The organism is Azorhizobium sp. AG788 (assembly GCF_004364705.1).
Lineage (GTDB): Bacteria > Pseudomonadota > Alphaproteobacteria > Rhizobiales > Xanthobacteraceae > Azorhizobium > Azorhizobium caulinodans.
In genome coordinates this window covers 258,323-279,174 of the sequence record NZ_SOBM01000005.1, presented here as the reverse complement: position 1 = coordinate 279,174, position 20,852 = coordinate 258,323, and the positions used below count along the sequence as shown (strand labels likewise).

The 20,852-nt window shown below is 67.2% G+C and carries 24 protein-coding genes; 12 read left to right on the top strand and 12 right to left on the bottom strand.

Annotation, left to right across the window (positions count from 1 at the left end):
- The first annotated feature begins 48 nt into the window (after nt 1-48).
- Together DFO45_RS14820 and DFO45_RS14815 are read left to right on the top strand one after the other, a co-directional pair.
- Nucleotides 49-537, top strand: coding sequence for a UPF0262 family protein (locus tag DFO45_RS14820; protein ID WP_012171672.1), 489 nt, complete (start codon nt 49-51; stop codon nt 535-537).
- A gap of 5 nt (nt 538-542) precedes the next feature.
- A complete protein-coding gene (locus DFO45_RS14815; RefSeq protein WP_012171671.1) occupies nt 543-1,007 on the top strand; it encodes a low molecular weight phosphatase family protein in 465 nt (154 codons plus the stop codon).
- 10 nt (nt 1,008-1,017) lie between these two features.
- On the opposite strand, the gene DFO45_RS14810 is transcribed toward DFO45_RS14815, so the two are convergent.
- Nucleotides 1,018-2,136, bottom strand: coding sequence for an alpha/beta hydrolase (locus DFO45_RS14810; protein ID WP_245518105.1), 1,119 nt, complete (start codon nt 2,134-2,136; stop codon nt 1,018-1,020).
- A gap of 230 nt (nt 2,137-2,366) precedes the next feature.
- Between DFO45_RS14810 and DFO45_RS14805 the strand changes: the two genes are divergently transcribed.
- Both DFO45_RS14805 and yacG read left to right on the top strand, forming a co-directional pair.
- Nucleotides 2,367-2,987 carry a Maf-like protein gene (locus tag DFO45_RS14805; RefSeq protein WP_012171669.1) on the top strand — a complete coding sequence of 207 codons (621 nt, stop codon included), beginning with the start codon at nt 2,367-2,369 and terminating at the stop codon, nt 2,985-2,987.
- Nucleotides 2,984-3,190 (top strand): DNA gyrase inhibitor YacG, encoded by a 207-nt coding sequence (gene yacG / locus DFO45_RS14800; RefSeq protein ID WP_012171668.1) that lies wholly within the window; start codon nt 2,984-2,986, stop codon nt 3,188-3,190. Before DFO45_RS14805 ends, yacG begins: the two co-directional genes overlap by 4 nt.
- 9 nt (nt 3,191-3,199) lie before the next feature.
- On the opposite strand, the gene DFO45_RS14795 is transcribed toward yacG, so the two are convergent.
- The gene (locus DFO45_RS14795; protein ID WP_133865469.1) at nt 3,200-4,105 is read right to left on the bottom strand and encodes a hypothetical protein; all 906 of its coding nucleotides are present in this window, start codon (nt 4,103-4,105) and stop codon (nt 3,200-3,202) included.
- A gap of 170 nt (nt 4,106-4,275) precedes the next feature.
- Here DFO45_RS14795 and DFO45_RS14790 point away from each other — a divergent pair, with 170 nt between their 5' ends.
- Together DFO45_RS14790 and DFO45_RS14785 are read left to right on the top strand one after the other, a co-directional pair.
- Nucleotides 4,276-5,673, top strand: a complete 1,398-nt coding sequence (locus DFO45_RS14790) for an aspartate aminotransferase family protein (protein WP_245518103.1) — start codon at nt 4,276-4,278, stop codon at nt 5,671-5,673.
- A 269-nt stretch (nt 5,674-5,942) separates the two neighbouring features.
- Entirely contained in the window at nt 5,943-6,332 is a 390-nt protein-coding gene (locus DFO45_RS14785; RefSeq protein WP_133865467.1) for a DUF1236 domain-containing protein, read from the top strand.
- 51 nt (nt 6,333-6,383) lie between these two features.
- On the opposite strand, the gene DFO45_RS14780 is transcribed toward DFO45_RS14785, so the two are convergent.
- The 9 genes from DFO45_RS14780 to DFO45_RS14740 all read right to left on the bottom strand — a co-directional run bounded on the left by DFO45_RS14780 (nt 6,384) and on the right by DFO45_RS14740 (nt 13,339).
- The gene (locus DFO45_RS14780) at nt 6,384-6,977 is read right to left on the bottom strand and encodes a glutathione S-transferase N-terminal domain-containing protein (protein WP_208299799.1); all 594 of its coding nucleotides are present in this window, start codon (nt 6,975-6,977) and stop codon (nt 6,384-6,386) included.
- 129 nt (nt 6,978-7,106) lie between these two features.
- Nucleotides 7,107-7,958 (bottom strand): 23S rRNA (adenine(2030)-N(6))-methyltransferase RlmJ, encoded by an 852-nt coding sequence (rlmJ, locus tag DFO45_RS14775; RefSeq protein WP_133865466.1) that lies wholly within the window; start codon nt 7,956-7,958, stop codon nt 7,107-7,109.
- A 25-nt stretch (nt 7,959-7,983) separates the two neighbouring features.
- On the bottom strand, nt 7,984-8,622 hold the full coding sequence (locus tag DFO45_RS14770) for a ribonuclease T2 (protein WP_133865465.1): 639 nt from the start codon (nt 8,620-8,622) through the stop codon (nt 7,984-7,986).
- On the bottom strand, nt 8,619-9,086 hold the full coding sequence (locus DFO45_RS14765) for a hypothetical protein (RefSeq protein WP_043879476.1): 468 nt from the start codon (nt 9,084-9,086) through the stop codon (nt 8,619-8,621). The genes DFO45_RS14770 and DFO45_RS14765 overlap by 4 nt, the downstream gene beginning before the upstream one ends.
- A gap of 114 nt (nt 9,087-9,200) precedes the next feature.
- Nucleotides 9,201-10,163, bottom strand: coding sequence for a protein-methionine-sulfoxide reductase catalytic subunit MsrP (msrP, locus tag DFO45_RS14760; RefSeq protein WP_133865464.1), 963 nt, complete (start codon nt 10,161-10,163; stop codon nt 9,201-9,203).
- A 78-nt stretch (nt 10,164-10,241) separates the two neighbouring features.
- Nucleotides 10,242-10,880 carry a DUF992 domain-containing protein gene (locus tag DFO45_RS14755; protein ID WP_133865463.1) on the bottom strand — a complete coding sequence of 213 codons (639 nt, stop codon included), beginning with the start codon at nt 10,878-10,880 and terminating at the stop codon, nt 10,242-10,244.
- Between the two features lie 41 nt (nt 10,881-10,921).
- Nucleotides 10,922-11,452: a DUF992 domain-containing protein gene (locus DFO45_RS14750; RefSeq protein ID WP_012171658.1), complete on the bottom strand. Its 531-nt coding sequence runs from the start codon at nt 11,450-11,452 to the stop codon at nt 10,922-10,924.
- An 82-nt stretch (nt 11,453-11,534) separates the two neighbouring features.
- On the bottom strand, nt 11,535-12,017 hold the full coding sequence (locus DFO45_RS14745) for a DUF992 domain-containing protein (protein WP_133865462.1): 483 nt from the start codon (nt 12,015-12,017) through the stop codon (nt 11,535-11,537).
- Between the two features lie 119 nt (nt 12,018-12,136).
- Nucleotides 12,137-13,339, bottom strand: coding sequence for a pyridoxal phosphate-dependent aminotransferase (locus DFO45_RS14740; protein ID WP_012171656.1), 1,203 nt, complete (start codon nt 13,337-13,339; stop codon nt 12,137-12,139).
- A 238-nt stretch (nt 13,340-13,577) separates the two neighbouring features.
- Here DFO45_RS14740 and DFO45_RS14735 point away from each other — a divergent pair, with 238 nt between their 5' ends.
- Both DFO45_RS14735 and DFO45_RS14730 read left to right on the top strand, forming a co-directional pair.
- The gene (locus DFO45_RS14735) at nt 13,578-14,243 is read left to right on the top strand and encodes a glutathione S-transferase family protein (protein ID WP_133865461.1); all 666 of its coding nucleotides are present in this window, start codon (nt 13,578-13,580) and stop codon (nt 14,241-14,243) included.
- A gap of 185 nt (nt 14,244-14,428) precedes the next feature.
- A complete protein-coding gene (locus DFO45_RS14730; protein WP_133865460.1) occupies nt 14,429-14,779 on the top strand; it encodes a hypothetical protein in 351 nt (116 codons plus the stop codon).
- A 13-nt stretch (nt 14,780-14,792) separates the two neighbouring features.
- Here DFO45_RS14730 and DFO45_RS14725 read toward each other — a convergent pair whose 3' ends face one another.
- A complete protein-coding gene (locus DFO45_RS14725; RefSeq protein ID WP_012171653.1) occupies nt 14,793-15,143 on the bottom strand; it encodes a DMT family protein in 351 nt (116 codons plus the stop codon).
- Nucleotides 15,144-15,291: 148 nt separating this feature from the next.
- Here DFO45_RS14725 and DFO45_RS14720 point away from each other — a divergent pair, with 148 nt between their 5' ends.
- The 4 genes from DFO45_RS14720 (at nt 15,292) to DFO45_RS14705 (ending at nt 20,841) form a co-directional block, all read left to right on the top strand.
- Nucleotides 15,292-15,621: a DHCW motif cupin fold protein gene (locus DFO45_RS14720; RefSeq protein ID WP_133865459.1), complete on the top strand. Its 330-nt coding sequence runs from the start codon at nt 15,292-15,294 to the stop codon at nt 15,619-15,621.
- A gap of 96 nt (nt 15,622-15,717) precedes the next feature.
- Nucleotides 15,718-18,348: an excinuclease ABC subunit UvrB gene (gene uvrB / locus DFO45_RS14715; protein WP_133865458.1), complete on the top strand. Its 2,631-nt coding sequence runs from the start codon at nt 15,718-15,720 to the stop codon at nt 18,346-18,348.
- Between the two features lie 331 nt (nt 18,349-18,679).
- Nucleotides 18,680-20,200 (top strand): diguanylate cyclase, encoded by a 1,521-nt coding sequence (locus tag DFO45_RS14710; protein WP_133865457.1) that lies wholly within the window; start codon nt 18,680-18,682, stop codon nt 20,198-20,200.
- 80 nt (nt 20,201-20,280) lie between these two features.
- Complete coding sequence (locus DFO45_RS14705; RefSeq protein WP_133865456.1) at nt 20,281-20,841, top strand: DUF2478 domain-containing protein; 561 nt, start codon at nt 20,281-20,283, stop codon at nt 20,839-20,841.
- The last annotated feature ends 11 nt before the right edge of the window (nt 20,842-20,852 follow it).

Sequence of the window (20,852 nt, the reverse complement as noted above, 5' to 3'; positions counted from 1 at the left end):
CCGCGTCCACCCGGGCGCGCGCTGATCGAACCGGATGCGTGAGACGCCATGAGCCAGACCCCGCCGCCGAACCGTCTTTGTGCCGTCACCCTCGACGATGCCTCCATCGGACGGTCCGGGGCGGACGTGGAGCATGAGCGCGCCATCGCCATCTACGACCTTCTGGAAGACAACCGCTTCACCCCCGTGGGCGATCCGGGGGAGGGGCCCTATACGCTGCACATCGGCCTGATGGACAACCGGCTGGTGCTCGATATCCGGCGCGAAAAGGGCAGCGAACCGGTGGTCCAGCACCATCTCTCGCTGAGCCCCCTGCGCAAGGTGGTGAAGGACTATTTCCTCATCTGCGAGAGCTATTACGCCGCCATCCGCACCGCTTCCCCCACCCAGATCGAGGCCATCGACATGGGCCGCCGGGGGCTCCACAACGAGGGATCGACGCTGCTTCAGGAGCGGCTGAAGGACAAGGTGGAGGTGGACTTCGACACCGCCCGCCGCCTCTTTACCCTCATCTGCGCGCTGCACTGGAAGGGCTGACGCGCATGGAGCCGTCCGTACCGGCGGATCGGTCGGCGCGGCCGCAGTCCGTTCTGTTCCTCTGCGGGCAGAATGTGGTGCGCTCCGTCATGGCCGCGGCGCTTGCCCGTCATCTGTTCGGCAAGTCCATCTATATCGCCTCGGCGGGCGTGATCGCCGGGGAAGCGGACCCGTTCGTGGCGGCGGCCATGGACGAGATCGGGCTGGACGTCTCCCGCCACCGCCCGCGCAGCCTCGAGGAACTTGAGGAATATGAGGGGCTGAGCTTCGACCTCGCCATCTCGCTGTCGCCCGATGCGCACCATCTGGCACTGGAGGCGACGCGCACCAATGCGCTGACGGTCGAATACTGGCCGACGCCCGATCCGACGCTGGAGACCGGAAACCGCGAGCAGCGCCTCGCCGCCTATCGTCAGGTGCGCGAGGACCTGGAGCAGCGCATCCGCGCCCGGTTCAAGCCCGGGCGCTGATCGGCAGACCTCACTTCAGGTCCGCGAGGCCCTTCATCAGCGCCGCGTGGAAGCGATCCGGCGCCTGCATCTGCGGCGCGTGGCCGAGATCGGGGAACATGACCAGCTTCGAGTCCGGAATGGCGGCGGCTGCGGCGGGGCCGAGCTTGGCGTAATTGCCGACCTTCTTCTGCACCTCCGGCGGGGCGGCATCCTTGCCGATGGCGGTGAGGTCCTTCTCGCCGATGAGCATCAGGGTGGGGGCGCGGATCTTACCCAACTCGTAGACGACCGGCTGGCCATAGACCATGTCGGAGGCGAGCGCCTGATCCCATGCCACGGCGGCCTTGCCGTCGCCCTGGTACATGCCGGCCAGCATGGCGACCCAGCGGTCATAGTCCGGCGACCAGCTGCCCGCATAATAGGTCTTCTGCTGGTAGGCCTTGATGCTGTCGAAGGTGGTCCGCAGCTCGCCCGCGAACCACTGGTCCACGGTGCGCGCCGGAATGCCGGCCGCGCGCCAGTCCTCAAGCCCGATGGGGTTCACGAGGACGAGGCCGGAGAGCGCATCGGGAAAGCTGATGGCATAGCGCATGGCGAGCATGCCGCCCATGGAGTGGCCCATGATGATGGGCTTCTCGACACCGATCTGCTCCAGCAGCGCCTTGGTGTTGGCGGCGAGCTGATAGAGCGAGAACTGGTAGCCCATGGGCTTGGACGACTTGCAGAAGCCGATCTGGTCCGGCGCGACCACGCGATAGCCGGCCTTCAGCAGCACGGCCATCGTGGCTTCCCACGTGGCGCCGCAGAAGTTCTTGCCATGAAGCAGGACGACGGTGCGCCCGTTCGGCTGCTCCGGCTTCACGTCCATATAGGTCATCTGCAGCGGCTTGCGCTGGGAGACGAACTCGAACCGCTTCACTTCATAGGGATAGGGGAAGTCCTGCAACTCCGCCCCGTACGCCCGCACGACGGGCGCGCCATCGGGCCGGGGCGCCTCGGTCTCGGACGGCGCGGCGTGCTTCGGGGTGTCCTTGACGGTCTGATCCTTGACCATCGGGTCTTTGACCGTGGTGTCCTTGACCGTTTCCTGGGCGGCGGCTGGGGCAGCCAGCAGGGCCAAAGCGAGGGCAAGTCGCGCGGCGCGCATGGAATCCTTTCCCGGTGCGTCGAACACGCCAGTGATGCGGCGGCGTTCTGAAAAGGGGCAACCGGTCGTCGCCACAAGGGCGTCCCGGCACGCCCGAACGATGGCCTCCGGAAAGCCCGGCCGCAAGCGACCTTTGGCCGTTTCTTCTCTCACATGTTTCGGATAGCGTGCCGGCGCGCGGCGCAACGCGTTGCGCGCTTTGGTTTTGGTCGAGGTGAGGTTACGCAGACGTGAACGACCGGGTCCAGCTCGTGCTCGCTTCGGGGTCGCCCCGCAGGCTCGCTCTGCTCAATCAGGCCGGCATCCAGCCGGACCGGCTCATGCCCGCGGACGTGGACGAGACGCCCGAGCGCGGCGAACTCCCGCGCCGGCTCGCCCTGCGCCTCGCGCAGCAGAAGGGCGAACTGGTGGCCTCCCGCTGCCGCGAGGCGGACATTCCGGCCCTCGTGATTGCCGCCGATACGGTGGTGGCGGCGGGACGGCGCATCCTGCCCAAGCCCGAGTTGCAGGAAGAGGCGGAGGCCTGCCTGCGCCTGCTCTCCGGCCGTGCCCACCGGGTGTTCACCGGCCTGTGCCTCGTGACCCCCAAGGGGCGCGTGCGCACCCGTCTCGTCGAAAGCCGCCTGCGCTTCAAGCGCCTGACGTCGGAGGACATCGCGGCCTATCTCGCCTGCGGTGAATGGCGCGGCAAGGCGGGTGGCTATGCCATACAGGGCATCGCCGGCAGCTTCGTCGTGAAGCTCACCGGCTCCTACACCAGCGTGGTCGGCCTCCCGCTCGCCGAGACGGTGGCGCTCCTGAACGGCGAGGGCTACCCCGTCCGAACCGGCTGGGTGGAGAGCGCCGCATGAGCGACGAGACCGCCAAGCCGTTCGAACCCAAGCCGTGTCCGATCTGCGGCAAGCCGTCCATCGAGCGCTACAAGCCGTTCTGTTCCAAGCGCTGCGCCGATGTGGACCTCAACCGCTGGCTGACTGGCGCCTATGCCATTCCCGTCGTCGAGGAAGAGGACGAGGACGGCGAACCGCTGTCGCCGCCCCTTCGCCCCGAGTAAGGCGCTGGGTCAACCGCACGCCCAGTCGAACTTCATCTCCTTGAAGTCGAGCTGGGCGTTGCCGCCGCCGAAATTGTAGCCCCCGAAGTCCTCCTCGAACTCGATGTAATAGGGGCTGAATTGGGGAATGGCCTGCACGGGCCGCATGGTGCCGCCGATGTGCATCGGTGCATGGCCGGCCGCCCAGTCGTGCTCGCGCCAGTTCTCCACCTCCACCTTGCCGTCCAGCCAGTAAAAATAGGACTGGTAGCCACCATCCGGCGGCGTGCCGTCCCAGCTTTCGCGTGGCGGCTTGCCGGCATTGGGGTCGCTGGCGCGGGGCTGCCAGCGGATGGGGCGGTGGATGAGAAAGGGATCATCCGCCGCGACCGGCGGCGCGAGGCGGGCATTGAAGGCCTCATAGGCCACTGCCGAGCCGCGCGAGAGCCAGTCGAGCGCGGGCGCTCCCGCCGCGAGCGGGCTGTCCACCGGCGCGGGTGGGCGGCACGGCGGGCCGGCGAATTCCTCTGCCGTCAGGAGAATGGCCGCAAAGGCGCAGCCGAGGATATCCTCCATGCGCGTCAGCCGGGGATGGGACCGTTGCGCGCGCTCCCAGTAGGGCCGCAGCGCCGGATCGGAGGGCGGCGCCTCGGCGGTGACGGCCTCCGCCATGCCCTCCGGCCCGTCCATGGGGCTGCCGTCGAAACCGTCGGGGGCGGTGGCGAAGAAGGAGACGGCCACCAGGTCCGGTCCATGTACCCGGTAATCCTCGGGCAGCAGCAGCGTGAAGCCGTGCATCATCGGCACGCCGGTGTGCGGATCGAGCGGCCATTGCTCGGGTCTGAGGCCCGGCGGCAAACCGAAGCACCAACCCTGACCCTCCGGAGCCGGCACGCCCGCGCGCCAGTCCTCCAGCAGCACGTCGTAAGCCTGCATGGATGCTCCTCTTTTCGGCTGTGCCGGCCGGCACGCCTCCCGGGTCAATGCCGGGGCACGCTTGCGGTTCCGCTGAAGCTGGCCGGCGGGGGAGGCGCGCGGCTTGCCTTGAACGCGGCCGCACGGCAGGAATGATCGGGCAGGCCCAAGCCGTTCGAGGAGTGCCGCCCGTGTCCGTCTTCGCCAATTCCACCGCCCACTGGCGGCATCTCGACGCCGCCCACCATCTCCATCCCTTCAGCGACACCAAGAGCCTGAATGCGGAAGGGGTGCGCGTCATCACGCGGGCGGAGGGCGTCTATATCTTCGACAGCGAGGGCAAACGCATTCTCGACGGCATGTCGGGCCTGTGGTGCTCGGCGGTCGGCCACGGGCGCCACGCCATCGTGGACGCCATCGCGGACCAATTGCGGCAGCTCGACTATTACAACACCTTCTTCAAGACCACCCATCCGGGCGCGGCGGAACTCGCCGCCGCCATCGCGCAGGTGGCGCCCGAGGGGTTCGAGCGCGTCTTCTTCACCTCCGGCGGGTCTGAGGCGGTGGACACCGTCATCCGCATGGTGCGGCACTATTGGGCGGCCGCGGGCAAGCCCGGCAAGCACATCTTCATCGCGCGGAAGAATGCCTATCACGGCTCCACCATCGGCGGCGCGTCGCTCGGCGGCATGGCGCCGATGCATGCGCAGGGCGGCCTGCCCATTCCCGGCATCGTCCATGTGCAGCAGCCCTACTGGTGGGGCGAGGGCGGGACCATGTCGCCCGAGGAATTCGGCCTTTTTGCCGCGCAGGAGGTGGCCCGCGCCATCGATGAGGCGGGGCCGGAGAATGTCGCGGCCTTCATCGGCGAGCCCATCCAGGGCGCCGGCGGCGTCATCATCCCGCCCTCCACCTATTGGCCGGAAGTGCAGAAGATTTGCCGCGAGCGCGACGTGCTGCTGGTCTCCGACGAGGTGATCTGCGGCTTCGGTCGCACGGGCGAATGGTTCGGCTGCCAGCACATGGGCGTGCAACCGGACCTCATCACCTTCGCCAAGGGCGTCACCTCCGGCTATTTCCCGCTGGGCGGCGTCATCGTGGGCGAACGGGTGGCCGAAGGGCTCATCGAGCAGGGCGGTGAATTCCACCACGGCTACACCTATTCCGGCCACCCCGGCGGCTGCGCGGCGGCGCTCGCGACGCTCAGGATCATGCAGGAGGAAGACCTCGTCGCCCGCGTGAAGTGCGAGATCGGTCCCTATCTCCAGGAGCGCTGGCTGCCTCTGGCCAACCATCCGCTGGTGGGCGAGGCGCGCATGGTCGGGCTCATCGGGGCGCTGGAACTGACGCCTCACAAGGAGACGCGTGCGAAGTTCCCCGGAGAAGTCGGCACCGTCGGCCTCATCGCCCGCGACATCTCCTTCCGCGAGGGGCTGGTGATGCGCGCGGTGCGCGACAGCCTGATCCTCGCCCCGCCCTTCACCCTCAGCGAGGAGGAAGCGGACGACCTGATCGCGACCGTCGGTCGTGTGCTCGACCAGACGCTCGCGGTGGTGCGCGACCGCGGTCTCATGGGGCCGCCCCTTTGAGCGGATGCTTCCGGTCAACCTGACCCAGATGAGGCGCCACCGGCCCGCTACCGCGCAGAGAGTTCGCGTCGCGGCGGGCCGCTCTCTTCTTGCTGGAGAAGCTGCGGGCTTGGTCTCCGTGGCCGCGCTCCAGCTCAGGGATTGTTGCGAAAATAAGAAAGTTGCAGGCGGACATAATAATTCTTCGCAAGATCTGTTGAGGTCAATCGGGAACGAAGCAGTCAACGCGACGTTGGAAAGCGTGGTTCGGTCATCAGAGGAGATGAACCATGCGAAATGGAATTCTTGCTTCGACTGTAGCCCTGTCTCTGCTGGCGCCCGTGGCGGCGTTCGCGCAGGCTTCGACTGCGACGGGCGCTGTGGGTGGCGCGGCCGTCGGTGCGGCGGTGGGCGGTCCCGTGGGTGCCGTTGTCGGCGGCGTTGCGGGCGCGTCCATCGGCGCGGCGGCTGAGCCGCCGGCGGAGGTGCGCTCCTATGTGATCCAGGAGCGCCGCCCGTCGGTGCGCGTGGAGCGCGAGGTGGTCGTGGGCGAGCCCCTGCCGTCTAACGTGCAGCTCTACACGATCCCCAATAACAATGCCTATGAGTACACCGTGGTGAACGACCGGCGCGTCATCGTCGAGCCGCGCACCCGCAAGGTGATCCAAGTCATCGAGTGACCCTGAACCTGTGTGCGGCCGGCCTCGTGCCGGCCGCAGCAGTCCTTCATGTCAGACGACAGTCGTTTCGGCGAAAGCCGGGACCTTCGCCTTAAAAGCCTCCAGCCACGCGACGAGCTTCGGGTGGCCGGAGCGCCATTCCCCCTTGAAGCGCAGGTCGAGATAGCCGAGCGCACTGGCCAGCGCGATGGCGCCGTTCGTCAGGGCCTCCGACGGCGGATTGGCCTCCAGCGACTCCAGCGCGCGGGACACCTTGGCCGCCTGCTTGTCCAGCCAGCTCTGCACCTGCATGCCCTCGGGGCGATAGCGGTGTTCGTAGATCTGTAGGAGTGCGGCATCGGCCATCCCGTCCGCCAGCGCTTCCAGCTTCAGAGCCGCGAAGCGCGCCTTGGGCTCGGCTGGGATGAGCTTGTTTCCGCCCAGATGGTCGAGATAGGCGACGATCACCGGCGAATCGAACAGCACCTCTCCATCCTCCAGCAGCAGCGCCGGAATCTTGCCCAGCGGGTTCTGGGTGGAGATGCTGTCGGTCGGGTCCGTCGTATCGCAGGGCTCGAGTTCGAGCGGAATGCCCAGCACGGCTGCCGCGAGGCGGCACTTGCGGACGAAGGGCGAAGCGGGAGAGTAACGCAGACGCAAGGGCATGGCGGCTCCGGAAGGATGCGCGTTGCGGGGGGCTTTGGGCGGCCGCATTGGTCGCCGGTTCCATCTAAAGCCGGATCGGCGGGGTGAGAAGCAGTCGCCGGGGCAAAATCCGCCTGGCGGACGCGCCGGTCACGCGCCTTGCGTGAGCCAGGACACCCGCACGCGTCCCTTGCCGTCCCGAGCCATCAGCGGATTGATGGCGGTGAGGATGGTCCGCATCTCCTCCGCGAGCGTGAACGGCGGATTGAGGATGATGAGCCCCGAGCCGGAGAGCTGGCTCTGCGAGCGCACTTCCGCGAAATCGATCTCCACCCGCAGCGTCTTGGGCAGGCCGAGGCGGGCGACGTCGCGCCGGAAGGCATCCACCGTCATCAGGTCCTTGATCGGGTACCAGAGCATCACCACGCCCGTGGCGAAGCGCTGGGCGGCGGTCTCCAGCGCGGCGGTGAGGCGGCCGAATTCGCCGGCCTCCTCGAAGGGCGGGTCGATCAGCAGCACGCCGCGCCGCTCGCGGGGCGGCAGGTGGGCGGCGACCGCCTTCCATCCATCCTGCGACAGCACCTTGGCGCGGGCGTCATGGCCCACCGCCTTCTCCAGCTTTTGGCGCTCCTCGCCATGCAGTTCGCAGAAGAGGAAGCGGTCCTGAGGGCGGCCGAGCGCCAGAGCGAGGGCGGGGGAGCCCGGATAGCGCCGGGGACCGGCCGTCTCGCGCAGGGTGCGCACCGCGCCAAGATAGGGCTCCAGAAGCTGCGCCACCGGTTCGGGCAGGTCCGCTGCCAGCACGCGCTCGATACCCGCCTCCGCCTCGCCCGTCTTCATGGCCGACGTGCCCGCCAGATCATAGAGGCCGGCGCCCGCATGGGTGTCGATCACCCGATAGGCGTTGTCCTTCTTGGCGAGATAGGTGAGCACGCGGGCGAGGGCCGCATGCTTCATGACATCCGCCGGGTTTCCGGCGTGGAAGGCGTGGCGATAGTTCATGCCGCGTCTTCGCCGGAAGACGGCCTCAGCGCAAGGGGGGAACGGCGAGGCGCCGGCCGGCTGGGCAGCTCTTGGCGTCCACTTCGGGGCAGGGGCGGAAGGTGAGCGACTTGGAGAGGCAGATGCGCACTTCGCGCAGCCGCGTCTTGTCGCAGTCCACCGACAGCATGTTGGCCTCGAGTCCCGGATTGGCGGCGATGAAGGCGGTCTCCACCTCGGCCGGCGAGACCATGCGGTAGTCCGTCGGGTTTACATAGGACGGCGGGATCTCAACCTTGGCGCGGGCGCTGCGCACGAGGTCGAAATAGGCGGTCGCCGAAAGGCCCGAGCAGGTGCCGTGCTTGCGCCACTCATGGATGACGAGGCCGGGGCTCGGCATCAGGTCGAGCATGCCGTCGATCTGGCGCTGGGGCAGGCGTGGCGACGAGCGATCGCAATCCTGCGGATAGCCCTTCTCATACTGCGGCCACAGGCCGTGCACGACGAAGGCGAAGGGGCGGGGGCCGCCGCATTGCAGGCCGTCCGGCCTGTCGCGCGTGGCGCAATAGCTGGGCGACCAGGAAAGGGAGAGAACGTAGAAATCAAACGCGCCAGGTTTATCCTCGGCGGCGAACGCGACGGTTGCCGTCGCCAGAAGCAGCAGCAAGCCGGCGAGAAGCCTCACGGACGGGCCATGGTGCACTTGGGCGCGTAGGCGAATTCCCGGTCATACTCCGGAATGCACCACTCGACGCCCCAGGTCATGTTCTGCCAGCCGCCATCCTCGATGATCGAGTAATAGATGGTGTGCTGCTTGGTGTCGTTGGTGACGATGGTCGCCTGGCAGTAGCGGCGCGGCACGAAGCCCTCGCCCCACGGCTTGTCGGCGATTTCCTTGACGTTGGAATAGCTGACGATGTTGGCGCCGTTGTGCCAGTACATCCGCTCCGTCTCGGCGAAGTGGTTGGAGATGGTGCCGAGCGCGAGGGGCTCGCTGCACGCGGGCACATTGCCGGTGAACTTGCTGTTCGGAAGCCAGAAATTCTTCTCGAGCAGGCTCTGGGCATGCGCGGGCGCGACGACACTCGCGAGCACCAGCGCGGCAGCCATACCGGCCTGAGCCAATGCCTTGCGCACCGTTCGAGCCATCGTCTTCTCCTGCATCACCATGTTGCGCGGACGATGGCCCCGGGCACGCCAACGGTCAAGCGCTGGCGTGCAACACATTTTTAAATTTCGCGCGGCACAGCGCGGGATTACCGCTCACATGAAAAGCTTCTCGCCCTTCAGCGCCGGATCGCCATAGAGGCCGGCGACGAATTCGCCATAACCGTTGTAGAGGAGGGTCGGCCGGCGCTCGCCGGTGGCGATGTCCTTCTCCGTGGCCTGGCTCCAGCGGGGGTGCGACACCTGCGGGTTCACGTTCGCCCAGAAGCCGTATTCCGCGCCCTGCACAACTTCCCAGAAGCTCTTGGGCCGCTGGTCGGTGAAGGTGAACTTCACGATCGCCTTGATGGACTTGAAGCCGTATTTCCAGGGCGTTGCCAGCCGCAGCGGTGCGCCGAACTGGTTCTGGGCGGGCTTGCCGTAGATGCCGGTGACAAGGAAGGCGAGTTCGTTGGTCGCCTCGGCCATTGTCAGACCCTCCACATAGGGCCAGGGATAGAAGCGGCCGGATTGGCCGGGCGCCACGTCGCGATCGAGAAAGGTCTCCATGCGCACGTATTTCGCGCCCGAGAGCGGACGGGCGTAATCGACGAAGGCCTTCATGGGAAAACCGGTCCAGGGAACGGCCATGGACCAGGCCTCGACGCAGCGGTGGCGATAGAGGCGTTCTTCCAGCGTCATCGCCTTCAGGAGATCGTCGATGCCCACCTGCCGGGGCTGTTCCACCATGCCGTCGATGGTCACGGTCCAGGGCCGCACCTTCAGCTTCGCGGCGGCGCGGCCGACGTCATAGTTGGTGCCGAACTCATAGTAATTGTTGACCGAGCTGGCGTCCTTCTCCGGCGTCATGGGGCGGTCGAGCGTGTAACGCTCGTTGCGCTTTGCCGGATAGAGGCTGGCGGACGGATCGGTTTCGGCGGCTTGGGCAACGCCCGGCAGCAGGCTGGCGCCGATCAGTCCGGCGCCCGCCCCAAGCAGGCGCCGCCGCGACAGGAAGATGTCTTCCGGTGTCGCAAGATGTTCGGGAATTTCCCAGCCGCGCTTCGACTTGATGAGCATGCAATCCTCCGTTGGGCGGAGGATCATGCGCGCGGCGGCCGCGCGCAATTCAAACGGCCGTGTTTCGTAAAGGCACGGTCAGTGCTTGGGTGGGCCGGAGGGCTGGAGGGTCAGGCTTGCGGCAGCCACCGAGATGCTGAGGCCGTTCTCGGCCGAAACGCTGAGCGGCTGGAGGGCGATGCCGGTGTTCGCGTCCTTGGCCACCAGAACGTTGGCGGAGAAGCCGGAACCGAGCGCGGCGCCGCTGGTGAAGCCCACATATTCGCCGGCGAGGGCACCGGGGCCGAGGCGGCCGGAGGTGGCGAGCACCATCCAGAGCATGCTTGGCTGGTCGGAGACGCCGAAATCGAGGCCGGCCCGGTTGAGGGTGCCGGTGTAATACTGATTCTGTCCCGAGGCCGGCCGGTATTCGCAGCTCACGGTGCGAGTCGAGCCAAGGCCATAGGCGGTCGCGCTTTCACCGCGGCACTCCAGGAGGCCGCTCTGGACGCGCGTCGGACCCTTGTCGGCCGTCGCAGGGACCGGAGCCGGTTCTGCCGGGGCTACCGGCGGCACTGCGGCAGGGTCCGTCGCCGTGAGCGCCGGGGAGGCGGTGCGCGGCACGGGCTGGAATGTCATGGACTTGCGGCCGGAGCCCTGGTCCTGCGCGACGGCCGTCGGAACGGCGAGGCCGGTCAGCAGAAGGGCGAGCGCGCCTGAGAGGAAGCGCGGCGGCATGCGCCGCGCCTCCCCCGAGCGATCCGGCAGGCCGGACAGGCTCACTTGACGTACTTGGCGCGCTTGGCCGGCTTGGCAGCCGGGACGGGCGTGAGGGTCAGGTCGCCGATGCCAGCCGCGACGGTGAGGCCGGTCATGCCTTCCACGGAGACGGGCTGAAGGGCGATGGTCTGGTTGGAGCCGCCGAGGAGCACGTTGGCGCCGCCGCCGAAGCCCACGGCCACATTCGCGGTCGCGCCGACATACTTGCCGGTCAGGTCGACAGCCTTGGGCGAGGTGGACGGCGCGAACACGCCCCACTGCAGCGTGCCGGCGCCGGTGGCGCCGAGGTCGACGCCGTAGCGGTTCACGGTGCCGGTGTACTGGGCGGAGACGACCGGGGCGGTCGGGGTGCCGGTCAGGAAGTCGCAGGAGATCTGGCGGCTGGAGGCGAACACCAGGCCGACGCCCGGAGCCACCTTGCACGACAGGACGCCGACCTGGACCTTCGGCGCGGTCTGCGCGGAAGCCGGGGCAGCAGCGAACGCCGCACCGACCACGGCGGCGGCGGAGAGAACAGACATGAGACGCATGGGAATCCCCCAATGAAGCGGCCGGTCGGACCGGCCGGAAGTGACGCCCCCTGTCCACGCTGGACAGGGGGCGGAAGTTCGATCAGCGCGCGGTGAGCGTGAGGTCGGAGACGGTCAGGCCGACATTGAGGCCCGTGCCGCCTTCAACCGAGACCGGCTGCAGGGTGAAGGAGTTGCGCGAGCCCCCCACAAGCGCATTGGCTCCCACACCGAGGCCGACGGCGGCGTTCGCGGTGGCGCCCACATAGGTGCCGGCGAGGTCGCCCGGAGAGACGCGGCGGGTCGGGGCGAGCACGCCCCACACCAGCGTCTGCTGGCCGGAGATGCCCACGTCGAGGCCGAAGCGGCGGACCGTGCCCGCATACTTGCCGGCCTTGGCGCCGCGCACGCTCGGACGGAAGTTGCAGTCGAGCTGTCGGACCGAGCCGATCACGAAGCTGATGTTGGGCGCGACGGTGCACACGAGGGTGCCCACCTGGATGTTCGCGGCCGAAGCGGGGGCAGCGAACGCGATGCCAGCGCAAGCGAGCGCGGCGGCAATGCCAGCCTTAAAGACAGTCTTCATAGTGCCTTCCTCCAAACGGGCCCAGAGGGTTACCCACCCGTTGCGGGTGGGCAAGCCTTAGCTCGGTCTCAACCGTTCGCCAACGCGCCCGAGGGCCCCAGGTTCCTTTTTTCTGGAACTCAGACCAATGCGCCACAGAAGCGCTGGATGCGGCGGCAGGCTTCCTCGAGATCGGAGGTCGCCGTCGCATAGGAGATACGGAAGGCCGGGCCGAGGCCGAAGGCCGAGCCATGGACCACCGCAACGCCTTCTGCGCTCAGGAGCTCGGTCGCGAAATCCTCGTCCGTGGCGATGACCTTGCCCTCGGGGGTCTTCTTGCCGATGGTCCCGGCGCAGGACGGGAACACGTAGAAGGCGCCTTCCGGCTTCGGGCAATGCAGACCCTTGGCCTGGTTCAGCATGGACACCACGAGATCGCGGCGCTCCTTGAACACCTTGTTGTTCTCGGCGATGAAGTCCTGCGGACCGTCCAGCGCCTCGAGCGCCGCCCACTGGGCGATGGAGGAGGGGTTGGAGGTGGACTGCGACTGCAGCGTGCCGATGGCCTTGATGAGGGCCTCGGGGCCGGCCGCATAGCCGATGCGCCAGCCGGTCATGCAATAGGCCTTGGACACGCCGTTCATGGTCAGCGTGCGGTCGTAGAGCTGCGGCTCCACCTGCGCCGGGGTGACGAACTTGAAGTCGTCATAGACGAGGTGCTCGTACATGTCGTCCGTGAGGATCATCACGTGCGGGTGGCGCAGCAGCACGTCGGTGAGGGCCTTCAGCTCATCGAAGCTGTAGGCGGCGCCCGACGGATTGGACGGGGAGTTGAAGATCAGCCACTTGGTCTTCGGCGTGATGTGGGCTTCCAGCACGTCCGGACGCAGCTTGAAATTGTCCTCGATCGTGGTCGGCACGGAGACGGGCTTGCCGCCGCAGAATTCCACGATGTCCGGATAGCTCACCCAGAAGGGGGCGGGAATCAGCACCTCGTCGCCGGCGTCCACCGTCGCGACCAGGGCATTGAACAGCACCTGCTTGCCGCCGGTGCCGACCGTGACCTGCGAGGGCTTGTAGTCGAGACCGTTCTCGCGCTTGAACTTGCGGCAGATGGCCGCCTTCAGCTCGGGCATGCCATCCACGGCGGTATACTTGGTCTCGCCCCGGCGGATGGCCGCGATGGCCGCTTCCTTGATGTTGTCCGGCGTGTCGAAATCGGGCTCGCCGGCGCTGAGGGCGATGATGTCACGTCCGGTGGCCTTCAGCTCACGCGCCTTGTTGGAAATGGCGATGGTGGGCGAGGGCTTGATACGCTTGAGGGCGGACGAGAGAAGGCTCATGGCCGTAAGGCTCCGGGCACATCGCTCCAGCCGCGTTCTCTGCGCTGGGGCGACGCGAAGGTGACACGAAAATCCCGGCGCGCCATATAGCCTTGCCGGGCGCGCGGGACACTAATGGAGCCGTCCGCCCGGAACAAGCAATGTTGCGGAATGAATTGCGCAGCGCTTTTGATGAGTCCGCGGGTTGCGCCGGATGCCGCTTCCGCCCATCTAGCAGCCGACCACCCGGGACCCTGCCGTGCTGACGCTCTATTCCACCCGCTCGTCGGGAAATGCCTACAAGGTGCGGCTGCTGCTGGCGAAGCTCCGCCTGCCGTTCCGTCTGGTGGAGGTGGACATCTTCGCGGGCGAGAATCGCACGCCCGAATTCCTCCAGCTCAATCCGGAGGGGCGGGTGCCCCTGCTGGAGCTTGAGGACGGACACATCCTCGCCGAGTCGAACGCTATTCTCTTCTATCTCGCCGAGGGCACGCCCTTCCTGCCGCCCGATCCGGTGGCGCGGGCGGACACGCTGCGCTGGATGTTCTTCGAGCAGAACAATCACGAGCCGGGAATCGCCCAGGCCCGTTTCTGGCTGCGGCAGGTGCGGGGCGGCCGCGACCTGCGGGCCCATGACATCGACCGCTGGATGGAAGAGGGGTACGGCGCGCTCCGCGTCATGGAGCGGCACTTGGTCGCGCGATCCTTCTTCGTGGGCGAGAGCCTGACCATTGCGGACATCGCCCTCTATGCCCACACGCATGTGGCCCATGAAGGCGACTTCGATCTCGCCGGTTTCCCCAACGTGCGTGGCTGGATCGACCGGATGGAGGCTGCGCCCTGCCATGTGGGCATGGACTGGAGTCCCGAGATGCCGGCGCGGCTGTTTACTGGGGATGAGTGCGGGGAACTCTCGCTGGCGTGATTGAAATCATGAAAACGCCACGACTTTACCGCTGCCAGCCACCTGTTCGCCACACTCTCTGCGCGCCCCAGCGTCAGCCTTGACGCCAAGTGGGGAACCGATTCGCTGGTTTCGTGCGTTGCAGTGTCGATCCGTCGCCAGACTGCGCCATCGTGTCAGCGGGGCGACCCTCCGTTCGAGGGACAATGATGATGTCACAGCGTCATGCGTTCGAATTGCAGGAACTGGGGCCGTCCGCCGCGGACCCGCAGGTGCTCGCGCGCGCCGTCAAGAAGCACCAAATTGGAGGCGTTGTGGCACAGATCGCCCTCACCATTGTCTTGATGTTGGCGATCTGCGCTGTCACCTTGGTGTTGAGCTTGGACCGCGCGGCCGCGGCGAGCCTTGAAACCACGGAGGGTACGGCCGTGTCGATGTCCATGACTGCCGTCTTCACTGTCTTCGGTCTTGCGGCGGCTTTCCTGCTGCTTCCGCGGCGCGAGCCCAAGCCCGTTCCCGTGCGGATCAAGGCGCGGCGGACTCTCCGCCGCGACTGAACGGGTTCGATCTTCAGAATTTGTGGAAGATGAAGAAGGCGCCGCCCACGATGAGGGCGAAGCCGACTGCATGGTTCCAGCCCAGCGGCTCCTTGAGATAGAGCACCGAGAAACCGGCGAACACGACCAGGGTGATGACCTCCTGGATCGTCTTGAGTTGCGCCGTCGTGTAGATGCCTGAGCCGATGCGATTGGCCGGCACCGCCAGACAATATTCGAAGAATGCGATGCCCCAGCTCGCCACGATGGCGATCAGGATGGGCGAAGCCTTGTATTTCAGATGGCCGTACCAGGCGAACGTCATGAAGATGTTCGAAGCCAGCAGCATCAGGATGGGCAAGGCGGCGGGGGCGAGATTGGGCATGGGCGTCCTGTCGGTCTCGGGCGGAAGGGGCTGTCCTTACGGCAAGGGTCACGTTTGCCGAAAAGGCTGGAAATAACGCCTGTTTCGCGGTTTTGATCCAGCCCTTCCGGCGCATTTATCCGGCGCGGGAAGTGATGGAGACTGTCCCGTGAAGATGACCGGCATTCCCTTCGGCACCACCGACTGGGCCGAGGTTCCCGCCACTGAGCACAAAGGCGAGCAGGGCCTCGCCTTGTGGCGCACCCGCCAGTTCGGCGACATCCGCGTCCGCATGGTCGAGTACTCGCCGGGCTATGTCTCCGACCACTGGTGCGTGAAGGGGCACATCCTGCTCTGCCTCGAAGGCGAACTGCACACCACCCTCGAGGACGGTCGCACCTTCACCCTGACGCCGGGCACCAGCTATCAGGTGGCCGACAATGCCGAGCCGCACCGCTCCCGGACGGCGACCGGCGCGAAGCTGTTCATCGTGGATTGACACGCATCGCGCGGCCGCCCGGACATCCTCCGGGCGGTCCCGTTTTGTTCCGCGTGCCATCTTCCCACTGCGCGCCGTCGCCCCCATATTGGCGCCATGGCCAAAGCATCCCGTCCCGGCAAGCTCGGTGAGCGCTCACAGCGTCATTTCGAGCCCGCGCCCCCCCAGCCGCTCGATCCCGCGCTCGCGCAGTCTCTGGGGCTCAACCCCGGCGATCTCTCCGTCGATTTCGAATCGAGCGGCGCCTCCGCTACGGTGCAGGCGCTCTCGCAACTGATCGAGAACGGGCGGCCGGAGGTGAACGGCCAGACCTGGGTGCCCCATCGCCCGCCGCGCCCGGAGAAGAGCGAAGGCGGCATCCGCTTCGTGATGAAGAGCGACTTCCAGCCTTCGGGCGACCAGCCGCAGGCCATCAAGGAACTGACGGAGGCCGCCCGGCAGGGCGAGCGCGATCAGGTGCTGCTGGGCGTCACCGGTTCGGGCAAGACCTTCACCATGGCCAAGGTGATCGAGACGCTGCAGCGCCCGGCCATCGTGCTGGCGCCCAACAAGACGCTGGCGGCGCAGCTCTATGGCGAGTTCAAGAGCTTCTTCCCGGACAATGCCGTCGAGTACTTCGTCTCCTACTACGATTATTACCAGCCGGAAGCCTACGTTCCGCGCACGGACACCTATATCGAGAAGGAATCCTCCATCAACGAGCAGATCGACCGCATGCGCCATGCGGCGACCCGCTCGCTGCTGGAGCGTGACGACGTCATCATCGTCGCCTCGGTGTCCTGCATATACGGTATCGGCTCGGTGGAGACCTACGCCTCCATGACCTTCAAGCTGGAGGTGGGCGAGCGCATCGACCAGCGCCAGCTTCTGGCCGATCTCGTGGCCCTCCAGTACAAGCGCATCCAGTCGGATTTCGCACGCGGCACCTTCCGGGTGCGCGGCGACGTGGTGGAAATCTTCCCCGCCCACTATGAGGATCGCGCCTGGCGCATCTCACTCTTCGGTGACGAGGTGGAGAGCATCGTCGAGTTCGACCCGCTCACCGGCCACAAGACTGGCGACATGAAGAGCGTGAAGGTCTACGCCTCCTCGCATTATGTGACGCCGCGCCCGACCCTCATCCAGGCCATCACTGGCATCAAGGCCGAGCTGAAGCACCGGCTGGACGAGCTCTACAAGATGGGGCGCCTGCTGGAAGCGCAGCGGCTGGAGCAGCGCACCCGCTACGACATCGAGATGATGGAGGCGACGGGCAGTTGCGCCGGCATCGAGAACTATTCGCGCTGGCTCACCGGCCGCAAGCCGGGCGAACCGCCGCCGACCCTGTTCGAATACGTGCCCGACGACGCCATGGTCTTCATCGACGAGAGCCATGTGACCGTGCCGCAGATCGGCGCCATGTATCGCGGCGACTTCCGCCGCAAGGCGACGCTGGCGGAATACGGCTTCCGCCTGCCGTCCTGCATGGACAACCGCCCGCTGCGCTTCGAGGAATGGGACGCCATGCGGCCGCAGACGGTGCATGTCTCGGCGACCCCCGGCCCCTGGGAGATGGACCGCACGGGCGGTGTCTTTGTTGAGCAGGTGATCCGCCCCACCGGCCTCATCGACCCGCCGGTGGACATCCGACCCGCGCGCACGCAGGTCGACGACCTCTTGGGCGAGGTGCGGGCGACCGCCGCGAAGGGCTATCGCAGCCTCGTCACCGTGCTCACCAAGCGCATGGCGGAAGACCTCACGGAATATCTGCACGAGAACGGCATCCGCGTGCGCTACATGCACTCGGACATCGACACCATCGAGCGCATCGAGATCATCCGCGACCTGCGCCTCGGCGCCTTCGACGTGCTGATCGGCATCAACCTGCTGCGCGAGGGCCTCGATATTCCCGAGTGCGGGCTGGTGGCCATTCTGGATGCGGACAAGGAAGGCTTCCTGCGCTCGGAGACATCGCTCATCCAGACTATCGGCCGCGCGGCGCGAAACGTGGACGGCCGGGTGATCCTCTATGCGGATCACGAGACCGGCTCCATGAAGCGGGCCATGGCCGAGACCGCCCGCCGCCGTGAGAAGCAGATCGCCTATAACACCGAGCACGGCATCACGCCCGAGAGCGTGAAGAAGGCCATCGGCGACATCCTGAACTCCGTCTATGAGCGCGACCACGTGGCAGTGGATTCCGGCCTCGCGGAGGAGGGGGCGGCCTTCGGGCACAATCTCAAGGCCATCATGGCGGATCTTGAGAAGCGCATGCGCGCCGCTGCCGCCGACCTCGACTTCGAGGAGGCCGCGCGCCTGCGCGACGAGATCAAGCGCCTCCAGGCCACCGAGCTTGCCGTCTCTGATGATCCCATGGCGCGGCAGGAGGCGGTGGACGACCGGACCGGCGGCTTCCGTGGTCCGCGCAAATATGGCAAGGCCGCGAACCTTCCGGCTGCGGCCGCCAAGGGCAAGGGGCGGGCCCGGGCCCCGGCCAAGCCAGCCGACGATGCGGGCATGGGCGAGGAACAGTCCCGATACGCGCCCGACACCGGAAGCCGCGCCGGCCCCCCCGAAATGCCGCTCTATGCGCCGCGACCCGCGACGCGTGCGGCCAAGCCTTCGCTTGACGACATGGGACCGGGGACGGATCGGGCCGAACCGCTCGGTGCCGCCGATTTCCGTCCGGGACCCCGCCCGGATCCCGGCACGAAGGGGTACCGCAAGGGTGGGCGTCGCAAGGGCTGAACGGCGCACCTGCTCCCGGTGGACTCCCATGGGTCCGCCGGCCACTCCGGCGCGGATTGGACGGTTGCAGTGAGCATCCGCTTCTTGTGACCCGTTGCGCCGCATCCTGTGCGTGCAGGCGGGTGGCGGATTGCAACTTCTCATCCGCTCATTCGGCCGGTTGATGCGCCGGCAAGCCACGCCAACTGAAGATTGTGGTGGGCGCTACGGGAAAACCTCCCGCTTTTGCCGTTCACCCCGGAGAAAGTGTCTTCTATCCTTCACACAGAGGTTCTAGGTGTCGGCCTCCCGCCGGACCGGAGTCCCGGCTGAGTGCCGCTGAGGGATTTCCTTGAGCATTACGGACGAGAAGGCAGGGCGGCAGGGGGCGTCTCGCTTCGTCTGGATCAACGCCCCCGTTTTCGTCTGTCTTCTGGCATGCGCGCTCGTTCTGTTTACGCTGCGGCAGTATTCGATCTTCTATTACGATGCCGCCAAAGACGAGGCCATCGCCGAGGCGCAGGATACGATCCGCCGGGTCGTTCTGGACATCTCCCAGACCTTCTATTCCTACGACAGCATCCTGAAATCGGCGATCGCCGTCCTTGAGGACGAGGCCATCGCCACGCTCGCTCCGGACGTGCAGGACCGTCTGCTGGCCCGCATGGTGGTCCAGTTCCCCTATGTGCGCTCCATCGTCATGCTCGCCCCGAGCGGGACCGTCCGCAACTCCTCCATCAGCGGCACGCCTGCGCAGGATGATTACGGCGGATCGGACTTTTTCCGGGAGCAGGTGAGCGGCGCGCTGGTGGGGCCCTACATGGCCCTGTTTAGCCGGGAGGGTCTCAAGGGCCTCGAATATCAGGTGGCCATCAGCCGCCGCATCACCTATGCGGGCCAGTTCCGCGGGGTGGCCGTGGTGTTCGTGCGGTTGCGGGACTTCCGCGACCAGTTCACCAACATCAACATCGGCGGCGGCAATACGCTCGTTCTCGTCCATGACAGCGGGCAGATCCTGACGCGCAAGCCCTCGCGCGACGGGCTCGGCGACTTCGGCACCACCGTCTCGCCGTCCAAGCTGGCGCGACTTCAGCGCACCAGCGAGGGCTCCTATTTCGACGTCTCGCGGCTCGATGGCCGCCAGCGGCTGTTCGTGTTCCAGCGGGTGCCGGAATGGCCGCTCATGCTGGTGGTGGGGACGCCGGTGGATGCCATCGATGCCGAATGGCGCCAGCGCATCGCCATCGCCGGATCTGCGAGCGCCCTCAGTTGCTTCGCGCTGGCCGTGCTCGGCTTCAGGCTGCGGCGCGAGCGCATCAAGCGCGCGGAGGCGGAGGCCGCGCTCGAACAGCTCTCCGTCACCGACTTCCTGACCGGCCTTGCCAACCGGCGGCGGTTCGACGAGGTGGTGCAGCGGGAGTTCCGTCGCGCCGTGCGCACCGACGGCTGGCTCTCGGTGGTCATCATCGATGCGGACCACTTCAAGGCGCTCAACGACCGCTTCGGGCATTCGGCTGGCGACGAGACGCTGAAGATGATCGCCGCCGCCATCTCCTCCTGCGCCCGCCGCGCCAGCGACCTCGGCGCGCGCCTCGGTGGCGAGGAGTTCGCGATCGTGCTGCCGGACACGTCCGCCGCCGCCGCCTATGAGCTGACCGAACGCATCCGCCGGACCATGGAGGCCCACGCCTTCAATCCGGACGGCCCCCCGGCCACCACGCTGAGCGCGGGCATCGCCTCCACCAAGGACCGCCCGGCGCCGGAGAGTGTGCGTGCCCTGATCGAGGCGGCCGATCAGGCGCTCTACCGGGCGAAGAACGCCGGGCGGAACCGCACGGAACTTGCCGCATCCCTGACGGTGAGTGCGGCCTGACGCCTCTGGCCTGCGGCCCTGTTCTTGCTTGCGGTGGAGGAGGGACGGGGCAATTGTCGCGAAGGCGACAGGAGGCCGGAATGGGGCAGGCGGCGGAACGGGACGTGGCGCTCGCGGAGCCGGACGCACGCATCCTTGCGCTCGCCGGCGCGGACCGCGCGCGCATTCAGGGGCTGCTGTGCGCGGCGGCGGAGCACTTCACGGCCACGGGCTGGCGCGTCATGGGGGTGATCGAGGAGATCGCGGCCGATGGCGAGGAGGTCTGGCTGCGGGATCTCGTGACCGGCGCCCGTCACAAGCTGACGCAGAATCTCGGTCCCGGCGCGGCGGGCTGCACGCTCGATCCAGCGGGGCTCGCGGCGGCCTGTGCGCTGGTCCAGGCGGCCGTGGACGCCTGGGCGCGTGAGCCACAGACGCAGCCGGCCGTGGTCATTCTGAGCAAATTCGGCCGCCAGGAAGCGGAGGGGAGGGGCCTGACCCACGCGTTTCACGCGGCGGTGGCGGCGGACCTGCCCGTGCTCACTTCGGTTTCCCCCACCGTCGCCGGGCAGTGGGAGGCCTTCGCCGGTCCCCTCGCGCGGATCGCGCCGGTGGAGATGGCGGCAGTGGCCGGCTGGCAGGAGCGCCTCGCCCCGGCCTGACCAGGCCGTTG